This window comes from Rhodococcus sp. LW-XY12, assembly GCF_019317345.1.
Taxonomy (GTDB): Bacteria; Actinomycetota; Actinomycetes; order Mycobacteriales; family Mycobacteriaceae; genus Rhodococcus; species Rhodococcus pyridinivorans.
Genome location: NZ_CP079225.1, coordinates 85767 through 99304, shown reverse-complemented (window position 1 = coordinate 99304; position 13538 = coordinate 85767). Strand labels below are relative to the sequence as shown.

Here is a 13538-nt window from a genome sequence, read left to right as displayed (position 1 = left end):
GGGTGGTGTGCGGATCTTCCTCGGGATCCGCACACCACCACGATCGACCGAGAGTTACACGGCGCAGAGCGGTTTGATGTCCTGCAGTCCCTCGGTGGTGGGCGAGGTGAGCATCAGGCACGAGTTGTACCCGCTCGCCTCGACGACGTTCCGGATCTCGCGCCACGCGTCGTCGCTGACGACGGGCGAACGCGACAGCACGAATCCGGAGATGCGTGTCGGGTCACCGACGACTGCCCACGAGTAATCGTTCGCGAGGTACGTGACGATGTAGTTGCTCGGTCCGTCGAGCGAATCCTGGAAGGGTACCCCCGGAAAAGACACATGCAGTGCGGCAGTGTCGTTCACGCGGGCGTTCCCGATGATCCCGCGACGATCACCGGTGAACGTGGTGCACGAGTTCTCCACGCGCACGTTGCGTTCGTCGAGCAGCGTGTAGAACGCCGTCGTGTCGCGAGCGCAGTCGATGTTGTAGGGAGCCGGATTGGCGGCGAGCTGATACCACTGCCCCACATACCGGTTCACGTCGAGCTCGGGAACCGGAGTGAGCGGCGCTGCGGCGGCGGGCGTGGCGAACAGGAGCGCGCCTGCGGCGGCGATGAACGCCGCCGCAAGCCCCCGAACGCCGTGTCGGGATCTACGCATGCCTTCTACCTTTCCGTCGTCCGGTATCGGTTACTGCTGGGGCATGAGAACGCCGTCGATCAGGTACACGGTGGCATTCTCGGTCTCGATGCCACCGCAGATCACGTTGGCGTCGTTGACGGTCCACATCTCACCCTCGCCGGCGACCTCGACGGTGCCGCCCTGGACGGTGGTCTGCGTGCCGGCGATATCGGCCGGGGTCAGCTCACCGGGAACCACGTGGTAGGTGAGGATGTCGGTCAGTAGAGCCGAATCCGTCTGCAGCGTCTGGACGGTCTCCGGCGGCAGGGCGGCGAACGCGTCGTCGACCGGCGCGAAGACGGTGAACTCGCCATCGTTGAGCGTCTCGACCAGGTTGACGTCGGGGTTGAGCTGGCCGGACAGGGCCTGCGTGAGAGTGGTCAGGATCGGCACGTTTCCGGCGGCCTCGGCGACAGGCTGGTTCGCGAGTTCCTCGACGGACGACGGGCCGGTAGGGTTCGCGGCGACATAATCGGCGCAGCCCGGTCCGACGGGGCCGGCAGCGGGGGTTGCGGTACCGGTTGCAGCCGTAGTGGTTTCCTGCATTGTCTCCTGGGTGGTCTCCATCGTGGTGGTGTCGGTGGTGTCCGTGCCCGAATCATCCGAACACGCCGCGACACCCAGCAGGGACATCGCACCGATTCCGACGACGGCCAGGCTCTTGCGCGCAGTGATGTTCATGACTGTGGTTCCCTTCGTAGGCCGTGGCCGGAAACGGCCACGTCGATCAGGTGTGTCACCGGTCATTCGAACCTCGGGTCGGCCCGGATGGGTCGGATCGAGAGATTTTTTTTCGGATCGGTATCCGGTGTTCGACCCATCCGTATTGCGGTCGGCTCCGAATGCAGGTCATGGACGACGTCGAGGATCTCCGACCGGCTCACGTATTCGTGTTGCCCGGTGGGCGTCCGGTCGGCACCACACCGCTGCGTCCGTGGCATCTGTCGCAGTTGCACATGCGTCGGAGGACACCCGGACCGATCCGCGGATGGCGCAGAGCCGGACGACGGCGGCGGGAGACCGGGGCGTGAACACGCGCTGGCATCCCCTGCCCGGAGCCGGGCACTTCCTCCTCACCGACCCGCGCTGGTGGGCCGACACCACAGCCGATTTCCTCACGTGCACACTGTCGGGGAAACCGACCCCGTGCCCCGGAGACGACCATGCATCCTGACCTTCCCCGCGCAGTCGCGATGATCGGCGACGACGTCGAGTTCCCGGGTGGCCGGGAGGCGGTCGTGCCGGCGATCTACCGGACCTTCGTCCGCCACGCGCAGGGCTCGGCCGAGCGCCCCTCGCTCGAGTACCGCGGCTTCAGCTGGGTCATGGATGTCGACGAATCGATGCCTTCGTCCTGGTGGTTGCGCACGCTGATGCGGTTCGAGCCGTGGGACCACTTCGTCGCGAGCGATTCGGACACCTTCCGCGGGCGGGTCGAGGATCAGCTCGTGGCCGACGGGGTGCGGGTTCCGGTCGGGCGCATCACTGCGCTGCTGAACATCCGGCGCCTCGGTCTCGGATCGGATCCGCTGAACCTGTTCTGGTGTCACGATCCGAGCGGTTCCCTGGCCTGCGTGGTCGCGGAGATCCATTCGCGCCGGAACGGACGGCACTGTTACACGCTGCGCTCGGACGAGATCGACATCATCACCCGGGCCGGCGACACGTTCGCGGTCTCGGTCGCCCTGCGGCGACCCGGCGTCCCGGTGTTCACCGCGACCGTCAGCGGCGAACGGCTGCCGGCCGATCTCACGACTGTTCTACGTGCTCGGATGTGGATGGGGTGACGCTCGTGGTCGACACGGTTGCCTTGAGTGGAGGGAATGTCCAGGCTAGGCTTTCCCTCGATGAGCGGACTGAGCCGATGACCGGCGTCGGAGGCCATACCGATACCCTCGGCGAACTGCTCGGGCGGGTGGCCCGGCAAGACCCTACGGCGTTCGCCGAACTGTACGACGCGACGCGTTCCCGAGTCTTCGGCATGGTGCTGCGGGTCCTGCGGGATCCCGGTTACAGCGAGGAGACCACCCAGGAGGTCTACCTCCAGGTATGGAGGTCGGCCGACAAGTACGACCCGCGTCAGGGTTCCGCTCTGTCGTGGATCATCACGCTCGCCCATCGGCGTGCCGTCGACCGGGTCCGCAGCGAACAGTCCGGAGCCGACCGCGAGTCGCAGTACGGTTCGACGAATGTCGACGCGGCTTTCGACTCGGTGAGCGAGGAGGTAGCGCAGCGCGACGATCGCCGCCGGGTGAACGAGTGTCTGGGTTCGCTCACCGAACTGCAGCGACGCTCGGTCGAGCTCGCCTACTACAGAGGCTTTACGTATACCGAAGTGGCAGAAGAACTTTCGTCCCCGTTGCCGACGGTCAAGTCGCGCATCCGGGACGGCCTGAAACGACTGAAGAATTGTCTGGGGGTGACTGTGGATGGCTGACGAGGCGAACGATTCCTCGCACGATCTGCTCGACATGGCACCCGTCTTCGCATTGGATGCCGTCACGCCCGACGAACGTCGAGAGCTTGCCGAGCGACTCGCGGAAGCAGACCCGGAGGTGGCCGAACGGTTCGGCGTCGAGGTCCGCGAGGTCCGCGAGACCCTCGCAGCGATGTCGGCCGGTACCGCGACCGAGCCGCCGCCCGAACTCCGGGTGCGACTTCTCGATCTGGTCCACGCCGAACTCACCGCGAAGACGCCCGCCGAGAACACGCACACGGAACGACCCGGTGACCCGGAGGCGACCGAGGCACCTCGGGCGGAGGACGATCACCCTCCCCCGCCCGTCTCCCTCGACGAGCGCCGCCAGGCCCGACGGCGGAACTTCCTGCTCGCCGCGGCAGCGGCCGTGATCGCCGCGATCGGCGGCGTCGTGGTGGCCGGTCAATGGCAGAACACGTCCGAGCCGGGCACGAGCGAGCGGGTCTTCGCCGCCGAGGACGTACGGACCTCGTCGGGCGAGCTCGACGGTGGCGGCACCGCGACCGTGGTGTTCTCCAAGGAGGAGGACGCCGGCGTGCTGGTGATGAACAACGTCGCCCCGCCGGCCGAGGGCAGCGTCTACCAGATGTGGCTGGTCGGGCCCGAGGGAATGGAGCCCGCAGGCACGATGACACCCGACGACGTCGCGCCGTCGACGACCGCGGTGCTCGAGGACATCTCGGGTGCCACCGCGCTCGCCTTCAGCGTGGAACCGACGGGCGGGTCGACCCAGCCGACCGCGATCTTCGCTCAGCTGCCGCTCGACTGACATGTTCGCGGCAGCGAGCACGTCATCGGCGGGTGCCGATGACGACGGTCGCGTCGGCCTCCTCGAAACCCCGCGTGTCGGCGTCGAGTCCGGCCCGGGTCATGAGGTCGCGCACGACGGGTGCCTGCGACGCGGCCGACTCGACGAGCAGCGACCCACCGTCGGTGAGCCACCGACCCGAGTCGGCGACGAGCCGACGGTGGACGTCCAGTCCGTCGGGTCCGCCGTCCAGTGCATGTCGCGGCTCGCTGCAGCGCGCCTCCCGCGGCATCGACGCGATCGCCCCCGACGGCACGTAGGGCGCGTTGGCGACGAGCACGTCGACGCGACCGCGCAGCGTGCCCGGCAGGGCGTCGAACAGATCGCCGACGAACACCCGGTGGGGCGGCAGGTTCAGGCGGGCACACGCGGTGGCGACGGGATCGATGTCGGCCGCGTAGACCTCGCAGGCCTCGACGGCGGTGGCGAGCGTGGCACCGACGGCACCGCACCCGCAGCACATGTCGACGATCACGGCGCCGGGCCGCGCGAGTTCGATCGCGCAGTCCACCAGGTACTCGGTGCGGCGACGGGAGACGAACACCCCCTCTCGCACCGCGATGCGCCTGCCGTGGAAGAAGACCTGTCCCAGTACGTGTTCGAGGGGTTCTCCGCCGGCCCGCCGCGCGATGAGCCGCTCCAGATCCGAGGGTGTGGGAGCGGCTTCGACGAGCAGCTGCGCCTCCTCCTCGGCAAACACGCACCCGGCCGCTCGCAGTGCGGAGACAACGTCGGCGTGGGTCCGGTGGGCGGAGACCATGCGGAACCCTACCGCGCGCTCATCCGGCGAATCTCTCCGTTTTCCGGGGCGGGGGCCGGCTCACACCCCGTGAAGGGGTGGAATCTCCCGATCATGGGTATTCCGCGGGCTGTCACGAGGAGCGCTGTGGGAACGAACGATCTCGAGCAGGAGCCTGCGCAGGGTCGCCGGGTCCGAGACCGCGACCGGAGAGTCGCCACCGGTCGCGTCGTCGCGCTCGAGTTCGATCACACGCCGGTAGGCGTCCACGCCCCCGGGTGGGTCGACATATCCGTTCACGCCAGGAGGAATCTTGAGCACTGCTACCGCGCCCCCACGTAGAACCGGCCGATGGCGGTGGCTGCTACCCGCCCTGTTGCTCATCGCGTGGCTCGTGGCCGCCGGTGGCGGCGGCCCGTTCGCAGGCAAGCTCAGCGAGGTCGCCTCCAACGACGCGAGCACCTTCCTCCCGGCATCGGCCGAATCCACCCGCGCGGACGAGCTGTACGCGCAGTTCAACGAGAGCGAGTTCATCCCCGCGATCGTCGTCGCCGAACGCGACGGTGGGATCACCGACGAGGACCTCGCCTTCCTCGCCACCGAATCGGCCGGACCGCCGCCGATCCCGTCCGAGGACGGCGCAGCGGCGCAGATGATCGTGCCGCTCGACGCCTCCGGGGAGGTCCAGGAGGCCGTCGAGGAACTCCGGACGGCCCTCGAAGGCGCACCGGACGGCCTGACCGTCTACGTCACCGGCCCCGCCGGGCAGGCCGCCGACCTGTCGTCGGCCTTCGGCGGCATCGACGGACTGCTCCTGCTCGTCGCGGGCGGTGTCGTCCTCGTCATCCTCGTGGTGGTCTACCGCAGCCCGATCCTGCCGTTCGTCGTCATCATCTCGGCGCTGTTCGCACTCGCCCTCGCGAGCCTGCTGATCTATGTGCTCGCCGACGCCGGAGCGATCGCGCTCAACGGCCAGAGCCAGGGCATCATGTTCATCCTCGTGTTCGGCGCCGCCACCGACTACGCGCTGCTGCTGGTCTCCCGGTACCGCGAGGAACTGCGACTGCAGCAGGACAAGTACGCCGCGATGCGCAGCGCGCTCCGCGGCTCGATCGAGCCGATCGCGGCGTCGGCCGGCACCGTCATCCTCGGTGTGCTGTGCCTACTGCTGTCGGACCTGAACTCCAACCGCGGTCTCGGCCCGGTGGCCGCCATCGGCATCGCGACGTCGTTCCTCGCGTCGCTCACCTTCCTGCCCGCAGTGCTCGTGCTGCTCGGCCGCGTCGCGTTCTGGCCCACCCGCCCGGTCTACGACCCGAACGCCGACGCCGACGACATGCAGAAGTCCCACAAGGTGTGGGGCCGGGTGGCCGACTTCGTCGGGTCGAAGCCGCGTCCCATCTGGATCGTGTGCAGCCTCGTGCTCGTCGCCTTCGCCCTGCTGGCACCGCAGTTCAAGGCGAGCGGTGTCGCGTCCTCGGATCTGTTCCTCCTGCAAACCGATTCGAAGTCCGGCCAGGAGGTGCTCGGTGAGCACTTCGACGCCGGCACCGGTTCGCCCAGCATCGTCGTCGCCCGCGAAGGCGCGCTCGAGGGTGTCGTCGGCGCCACCGAGGGCGTCGAGGGCGTGACGACCGTCCAGCCCGTCCCCGGCCCCGACGGCGCGCCGCGCGTGGTCGACGGACTGGTCGCGGTGCAGGCGACGCTCTCGGATCCCGCCGACTCCCTCGCCGCCGAGGAGACCGTCGAACGCATCCGCGAGGCGGTGCACGCCGTGCCCGGGTCCGAGGCACTCGTCGGCGGACCCACGGCCGTCGACCTCGACACGAAGGACACCGCGACCCGCGACCGCACCGTCATCATCCCGGTTGTGACGCTCGTGGTGCTGCTGGTGCTCATCGCGTTGCTGCGGGCGGTCGTCGCACCGATCCTGCTGATGCTCACCGTGATCGTCTCGTTCGCGGCGACCCTCGGTATCTCGTCGCTCGTGTTCAACCACCTGTTCGGTTTCCCGGGCGCCGACCCGGTGGTGCCTCTGTTCGGGTTCGTCTTCCTCGTGGCGCTGGGTATCGACTACAACATCTTCCTCATGACCCGCGTCCGCGAGGAGACGAAGAAGGTCGGCACCCGTGCGGGCACCCTGCGGGCGCTGACCGTCACCGGTGGTGTCATCACGTCCGCCGGCGTGGTGCTCGCGGCCACGTTCTCGGCGCTGGCGGTGATCCCACTGCTGTTCCTGGCTCAGCTGGCGTTCATCGTCGCCTTCGGTGTCCTGCTCGACGCGCTGCTCGTGCGGTCGCTGGTGGTGCCGGCCCTGACGATCGACATCGGCAAGAAGATCTGGTGGCCGAGCAAGCTGGCGCGGGCCGAACCGTCCGAGCCGGACGCCACCGAGGACGTCGCGACCGCGGGAGCGCCGCGCTCATGAGCGCGCTGAGCGCGCAGTGCTACTGACAGGCGCATGAGCGGATGAGAGCGGCCGCGGGACCGGGCATGTGATCCGGTCCCGCGGCCGTTCGTCCCACGGCTGCCGCGTTTGCCCGTTACCGTTCTATTCCATGTCTGCGGATTCCGCCGCTCCTGTCGAGCGCCCGCGTCCGGTGGAGGACGCCCGACCGCCCTCCCGGCCGTCGCTGACCGACCGTGTCGGTGGACGTCTGTCCGCCGTACCGCACATCGTCGGCCTGATCCTGGGCATCTACGCGGTCGTGGTCGCATTGTGGTCGATCTCCCCGACCCTGCGTTACTGGATCCACGCCCCGCGCGAATATCTCGACGAGTACTACTTCGACGCCCCCGACACGAGCCTGTCGTTCGCGCTCGTCCTCGGCCTGCTCGCCGGTGCGATCGCCGGCCGAAAACGCATCGCGTGGTGGATCCTGACGATCTACCTCGGCGGATTCTCCATCACCAATCTCGTGATGAGTATCGTCGAGCGCGACCCGAACCACCTCGTCGCGTTGGTCGTCCATCTGCTGATCGTCGCGCTCCTGCTGCTGTCCTATCCCGAGTTCTACACGCGCGTGCGGCGCGGAAACGCCTGGGCCGCACTCGGTGTGCTCGTGGGTGGTCTGGTCGTCGCGACGCTCATCGGCTGGGGCCTGGTGGAACTGTTCCCTGGCACCCTGCCCGCTACCGACCGGTTCCTGTGGGCGCTCAACCGCGTCACCGCGCTGACGTTCATCGACAACGACCAGTTCGGTGGCCGCCCGAACGGGCTGGTCAACACGATCCTCGGCCTCCTCGGCGCCCTCGCCGTGCTCGCGGCGGTCGTGGTGCTGTTCCGTTCACAGCGAGCGAGCAACGCGCTCACCGGCAGTGACGAATCGGCCATCCGCGGTCTGCTCGCCCAGAGCGACGATTCGCTCGGCTACTTCGCGACCCGCCGCGATAAGGCCGTGGTGTTCGCCCCCAGCGGCAAGGCCGCGGTGACCTACCGCGTCGAACTCGGCGTGTGCCTCGCGAGCGGTGATCCGATCGGCAACCCCGAAGCGTGGCCGCACGCCATCGACGAATGGCTCGACCTCGCCCGCGCCTATGGGTGGACACCCGCGGTGATGGGGGCGAGCGAGGACGGTGCGACGGCCTACCACCGTGCGGGTCTGAACGCGCTGCAGCTCGGCGACGAGGCCGTCCTGCTCACCCGCGACTTCAGTCTCGCCGGACGCGACATGCGACCGGTGCGGCAGGCCGTCAACCGCGCCCGCAAACACGGTGTGACCGCGCGGATCATGCGTCACCGCGAACTGTCACCCATCGAGCTGTCGGCGGCGATCCAGCGCGCCGAGGCCTGGCGCGACACCGAAAACGAGCGCGGTTTCTCGATGGCCCTCGGCCGGCTCGGCGACCCGCTCGACGGCGACTGCCTGCTCGTCGAAGCGGTCGCGGACGGCAAGGTCGTCGCGATGCTCTCGCTCGTGCCCTGGGGATCGGACGGCGTGTCACTCGACCTCATGCGCCGCGACCCGCAGGCCCCCAACGGCGTCGTCGAACTCATGGTCTCCGAGCTCGCCTCACGCGGTGCCGAATTCGACGTCGAGCGGATCTCGTTGAACTTCGCGGTATTCCGGTCGGTCTTCGAGGAGGGCGCGCGGATCGGTGCCGGCCCGATCCTGCGGTTGTGGCGGTCGATCCTGCTGTTCTTCTCACGGTGGTGGCAGCTCGAGGCGTTGTACCGGTCCAACGTCAAGTACCACCCCGAATGGGTGCCCCGCTTCCTGTGTTTCCGCGACAACCGGCTCATCCCGCGCGTCGCGCTCGCGTCGGCGATCGCCGAGGGCTTCCTCACCCTCCCCACCTTCGGTCGTCGGAACACCCAGCAGCACACGGGAACACACTCGGCGTTCCCCGAGGACCAGGTGGCCGCGGCAGAACTGCACGACGACGGCAGCGCACCCGACGTCGAGCTTGCCGACGGCACGCCCGCCGTCTCGCACGGACGTCGCCGCCCCGAACAGGTCCAGGTGCGGATGAACACCCTGCAGCGGATCGTCGAGCACGGTGTCGATCCCTATCCGGTCGCGCATCCCCCGACCCACACGGCCGCCGAGGCCCGGGCCGCGAAGTCCGGCACCCCGGTGACCGTGGCGGGACGCCTGCTGCGCATCCGCAACTTCGGCGGTGTGCTGTTCGCGGTGCTGCGCGACTGGTCGGGCGACATCCAGATCCTCATCGACCGGCAACGGGTTGCCGGACAACGCTTCCTGTTCGACCTCGGTGACCTCGTCGAGGTGTCGGGCGAGGTGGGACGCAGCCGCACCGGCGAGATCTCGGTGCTCGCCGACTCGTGGCGCATCGACGGCAAGTGCCTGCATCCGCTGCCCGACAAGTACCACGGCCTCGTCGACCCGGAAGCCCGCGTGCGGCAACGCTATCTGCATCTCGCGATCGACCGCGGGGCACGCGACCACCTCGCGGCACGCAGCGCGGTGGTGCGGTCGCTACGCGACGAACTGCAGGCGCGCGGCTATCTCGAGGTGGAGACCCCCATCCTGCAGTCGGTGCACGGCGGCGCGAACGCCGCACCGTTCATCACGCACATCAACGCCTACGACGCCGATCTGTACCTGCGGATCGCCCCCGAGCTGTATCTGAAGCGGTTGTGCGTCGCGGGCATGGCGAAGGTCTTCGAGATCGGCCGGGTGTTCCGCAACGAGGGTGCGGATTTCAAGCACAACCCGGAGTTCACGATCCTCGAGGCATACGAGGCGCACAGCGACTACGAGAAGATGCGGGTGGTCGCACGCGAGTTGATCCAGGCAGCGGCCCGCGCGGCACACGGACGCGAGATCATCCTGCGGCCCGGACCCGACGGTATCCCGGTCGAGATCGACATCTCCGGCGAGTGGCCCGTCAAGACCTTCCACGACGCGATCTCCGAGGCGCTCGGGACATTCGTCGATGCGCAGACCCCCGTCGACGTCCTGCGACGCCTGTGCGACGAACACGAGATCCCCTACAACCCGGCCTGGGACGCCGGCGCCACCGCGCAGGAGATGTACGAGCACCTCGTCGAATCGAAGACGGAGTTCCCCACCTTCTACACCGACTTCCCGACCTCGGTGTCGCCGTTGACCCGGCCGCACCCCCGCAAGCCGGGTGTCGCGGCGAAGTGGGACCTGGTGGCCTGGGGTGTCGAGCTGGGGACCGCCTACAGCGAGCTCACCGATCCGCTCGACCAGCGTGCTCGCCTCACGGAGCAGTCGCTGCTCGCCGCGGGCGGTGACGAGGAGGCGATGGAACTCGACGAGGAGTTCCTCGAAGCACTCGAATACGCGATGCCTCCCACCGGCGGCCTCGGTATGGGTGTCGACCGGATCGTGATGCTCGTACTCGGAGGGAGCATCCGCGAGTCGCTGGCGTTCCCGTTCACGAAGCCGCGGCGCTCCTGACGGGTGGTTTCACGTGAAACCGCTCCACCTGGCATCGTGAGGTCGTGCAGCTACTCCTGATCCGTCACGCCGAGCCGAACAACGCCCGCGCCGAGACCGGGGGCGCCGACCCGCCGCTCACGGAGGCCGGTCGTCTCCAGGCGTCGCGGTTGCCGGACGCGCTGTCCCCCTACAACATCACCCGCCTGTTCTCGAGCCCGCAGTTGCGGGCCCTGCAGACGGCCGAGCCGGTCGCGGAACGACGCGGGCTCGACGTGGAGAAGATGGAGGACATCGCCGAGTACGACTACGGCCACGACCACTACTTCACGATCGACGCCGCGAAGGACGTCGCACCGGCCGCCTACAAGCGCATCCTGGCAGGTCACCTGCCCGATTTCGTGGACGGGGACGCCTTCCGCACGCGGGTGCTGCGAGGGATCGACCAGGTGGTGGACACGTGCGACCACGCCGAGACCGTGGCGCTGTTCGCCCACGGTGGGGTCGTGAACATCGTGCTGCAGCACCTGCTCGAGCTGCCCCGGCCGCTGACGTTCCCCATCGAGTACGCGTCGGTGACGCGCATCCTCGTCTCACGCAGCGGCGCGCGCCGCGTCGCGTCGATCAACGAGACCGGGCACGTACGCGACACCCTGCGCGTCTGAGCGCCCCGGGAGTCGGCCGCGGGTGAGCCCCCAGCGCCCACCCGCGAGTCGTGGGTTCAGCGCCGTGCGCTCGCGAGGAGGTCGCGGGCGGCGGTGCTGCCGTCGAGCAACCGCGACGTGCGGCGCACGATCTTCCAGCTGCCGTCGATCCGGGCGAGTTCGAAACGATTGGCGCTCACCCGCCACACCCGGAACGAATCCGAATCGGCGTTGCGGCGCAGCAGCAGGGAGTGGCAGGTCGCGACGGCGGTGTCGCCGCCGACCCGGATGTGCACCGGGTCGAGCAGATGACCGCAGCCCTCCTCGATGTAGTCCTGGTGCGGTCGGGTGCGCACCATCTTCATGATGGCGTCGCGACCCTCCATCAGGCGGATGTCGACGTCGTAGACGGCGTCCTCGGCCCACAGTTCCCCCACCGCCTCGGCGTCACCGGCGTCGACGGCCGGGCCGTACGCCGTGAGGACCTCGTGGATCGCAGCCTTGTCCTCGAGGAGCTGTACGCGTTCGAGGAGGGAGGCCAGCAGGGCGGAGTCGGTCATCTCGATCCTTCCGGGCGGGGGCGTCGCCACCCGTTCTACCGGGGTCCGGAGTCCTGCCTCCCGGGTCGTCCCGGTGACCGGAAGCAATCGACTGTGCAGCCCCTGACCAGGGCATGACACGGACGCCGACGTGATCTTCCCGTGCAGGATTGATACGGTCACCGCCGGAGGTGCACCGGATGGATGCGGACAGGATCGACGAACTCGTACAGGGCGGGATACGGACACAGGACGAGCTCGAGGCCGTCCTGGGCATTCCGCACCCGGCGATCGTCGACAAGGCGCGACCACACCTGACGCCGCTCATCAGGCATTTCCTGTCGCTGGCGCGGTTCTTCACGATCGCCACCGCCGACGCCGTCGGCAACTGCGACTGCTCGCCGCGCGGCGACATCGAGTCGGCGGTGCTCGTCCTCGACGACCACACGATCGCGCTGCCCGACCGGCCCGGCAATCGCCGCGCCGACTCGTACCGGAACATCCTCGAGAACCCTCACGTCGGGCTGCTGTTCTTCGTCCCCGGCGACGAGGAGGTGCTGCGGATCAACGGCCGCGCCACGCTGTCGACCGACTCCGACCTGCTCGGGAAGCTGTCGCTGCAGAACAAGCCGGCGCAGCTCGCTGTGATCGTGCAGATCGACGAGGTCTTCCTGCACTGCGCGCGGGCGTTGCTCCGCGCCAAGCTGTGGGATCCGTCGACCTATCCCGACCGTGCGGCGGTCCCCTCGATGCGCGACATGCACGCCGAACTCCACTCGATCGAGATCCCGGCCGACGCCGAGCCGGGCAAACGCGAGCTCTACCGCGAGTTCCTGTACTGACCGGACCACACGCGGCGAGTGCGTCACGATGGTGGGGTGACCTCTCGGATCGCCCAGATATGCCGCTGGCGCGCCGGCGCTGCACTACGCAGCCGCCTGCGCGACCTGACCGGCGCCCTCGTCGTCGTCACCGGTGGTGGTGGCGGGATCGGCCGGGCCTCGGCGATCGCCTTCGCCGCCGAAGGTGCCATCGTCGTCGTGGCAGACAAGGATCTCGACAGCGCCCGCGAGACGGTGGCGCTCGTGAACGTCCCGGCTCCCGGTGCCGGAGGTTCCGAGGCCGTCTTCGGCGGCGCCGCTCACGCCTACGAACTCGATGTCTCCGACGAACAGCAGGTCCGGAAGTTCGCGCAGACCGTTCGCGAGCGGCACGGCGTCGCCGACGTGCTCGTCAACAACGCGGGCATCGGTGTCATCGGTGCCTTCGCCGACACTCCGCAGAGCGTCTTCCAGAACGTGATGGACGTGAACTTCTGGGGAGTGGTCTACGGCTGCCGCGCCTTCACGGAGCAGATGATCGAGGCCGGCACGGGCGGGCAGATCGTCAACGTCTCGTCGGCCGCGGCGTACATGCCGCAACGCAACCTCGCCGCCTACACGACGAGCAAGGCCGGGGTGTTCATGCTGTCGGAGTGCCTGCGCGCCGAACTGCTCGAACACGGGATCGGCGTGACCGTCGTGTGTCCCGACCTGGTGGACACCAACCTCACCCGGGCGACGGAGTACGTCGCGCCGAACAAGGAACTACGAGCAGCACGACGCACCCGCACCCTCGCGATGTACCGGCGCCTGCACATCGCGCCGGAGAAGGTGGCCAAGGCGATCGTCGGGGCTGTCCGTCACAACAAGCCTGTGGTGACGGTCGCCCCGGGCGCGAAGGTCCGCAAGTGGCTGATGCGCTTCGCGCCCCGTGTCATGCGTGTGGGCGCACGATTCGACATCGATTGATGG

The 13538-nt window shown here is 68.6% G+C and carries 12 protein-coding genes; 8 read left to right on the top strand and 4 right to left on the bottom strand.

The window, feature by feature from the left end:
• Positions 1-54: 54 nt before the first annotated feature.
• Positions 55-645, bottom strand: coding sequence for a lipocalin family protein (locus KXC42_RS00440; protein WP_019290406.1), 591 nt, complete (start codon positions 643-645; stop codon positions 55-57).
• A 30-nt stretch (positions 646-675) separates the two neighbouring features.
• On the bottom strand, positions 676-1347 hold the full coding sequence (locus tag KXC42_RS00435; protein ID WP_019290407.1) for a fasciclin domain-containing protein: 672 nt from the start codon (positions 1345-1347) through the stop codon (positions 676-678).
• 482 nt (positions 1348-1829) lie between these two features.
• On the opposite strand from KXC42_RS00435, the gene KXC42_RS00430 reads away from it, so the two are divergent.
• The 3 genes from KXC42_RS00430 to KXC42_RS00420 all read left to right on the top strand — a co-directional run bounded on the left by KXC42_RS00430 (position 1830) and on the right by KXC42_RS00420 (position 3914).
• Positions 1830-2453: a DUF1365 family protein gene (locus KXC42_RS00430; RefSeq protein WP_006553346.1), complete on the top strand. Its 624-nt coding sequence runs from the start codon at positions 1830-1832 to the stop codon at positions 2451-2453.
• Positions 2454-2530: 77 nt separating this feature from the next.
• A complete protein-coding gene (locus KXC42_RS00425; protein ID WP_024102602.1) occupies positions 2531-3103 on the top strand; it encodes a sigma-70 family RNA polymerase sigma factor in 573 nt (190 codons plus the stop codon).
• The gene (locus tag KXC42_RS00420; RefSeq protein ID WP_219129768.1) at positions 3096-3914 is read left to right on the top strand and encodes an anti-sigma factor; all 819 of its coding nucleotides are present in this window, start codon (positions 3096-3098) and stop codon (positions 3912-3914) included. The genes KXC42_RS00425 and KXC42_RS00420 overlap by 8 nt, the downstream gene beginning before the upstream one ends.
• Before the next feature lie 22 nt (positions 3915-3936).
• Here KXC42_RS00420 and KXC42_RS00415 read toward each other — a convergent pair whose 3' ends face one another.
• Positions 3937-4713 carry a putative protein N(5)-glutamine methyltransferase gene (locus KXC42_RS00415; RefSeq protein WP_219129767.1) on the bottom strand — a complete coding sequence of 259 codons (777 nt, stop codon included), beginning with the start codon at positions 4711-4713 and terminating at the stop codon, positions 3937-3939.
• A 292-nt stretch (positions 4714-5005) separates the two neighbouring features.
• On the opposite strand from KXC42_RS00415, the gene KXC42_RS00410 reads away from it, so the two are divergent.
• From KXC42_RS00410 to KXC42_RS00400, 3 genes are all read left to right on the top strand, one after another.
• Complete coding sequence (locus KXC42_RS00410) at positions 5006-7120, top strand: MMPL family transporter (protein WP_198162541.1); 2115 nt, start codon at positions 5006-5008, stop codon at positions 7118-7120.
• A 130-nt stretch (positions 7121-7250) separates the two neighbouring features.
• On the top strand, positions 7251-10583 hold the full coding sequence (lysX, locus tag KXC42_RS00405; RefSeq protein ID WP_373922176.1) for a bifunctional lysylphosphatidylglycerol synthetase/lysine--tRNA ligase LysX: 3333 nt from the start codon (positions 7251-7253) through the stop codon (positions 10581-10583).
• Between the two features lie 44 nt (positions 10584-10627).
• Complete coding sequence (locus tag KXC42_RS00400) at positions 10628-11227, top strand: histidine phosphatase family protein (RefSeq protein ID WP_219129766.1); 600 nt, start codon at positions 10628-10630, stop codon at positions 11225-11227.
• Positions 11228-11283: 56 nt separating this feature from the next.
• Here KXC42_RS00400 and KXC42_RS00395 read toward each other — a convergent pair whose 3' ends face one another.
• Positions 11284-11766: a nuclear transport factor 2 family protein gene (locus KXC42_RS00395; protein WP_033098119.1), complete on the bottom strand. Its 483-nt coding sequence runs from the start codon at positions 11764-11766 to the stop codon at positions 11284-11286.
• 179 nt (positions 11767-11945) lie between these two features.
• Here KXC42_RS00395 and KXC42_RS00390 point away from each other — a divergent pair, with 179 nt between their 5' ends.
• A complete protein-coding gene (locus tag KXC42_RS00390; protein WP_219129765.1) occupies positions 11946-12587 on the top strand; it encodes an MSMEG_1061 family FMN-dependent PPOX-type flavoprotein in 642 nt (213 codons plus the stop codon).
• A 36-nt stretch (positions 12588-12623) separates the two neighbouring features.
• Positions 12624-13535, top strand: coding sequence for an SDR family NAD(P)-dependent oxidoreductase (locus tag KXC42_RS00385; protein WP_219129764.1), 912 nt, complete (start codon positions 12624-12626; stop codon positions 13533-13535).
• Positions 13536-13538 lie beyond the last annotated feature (3 nt).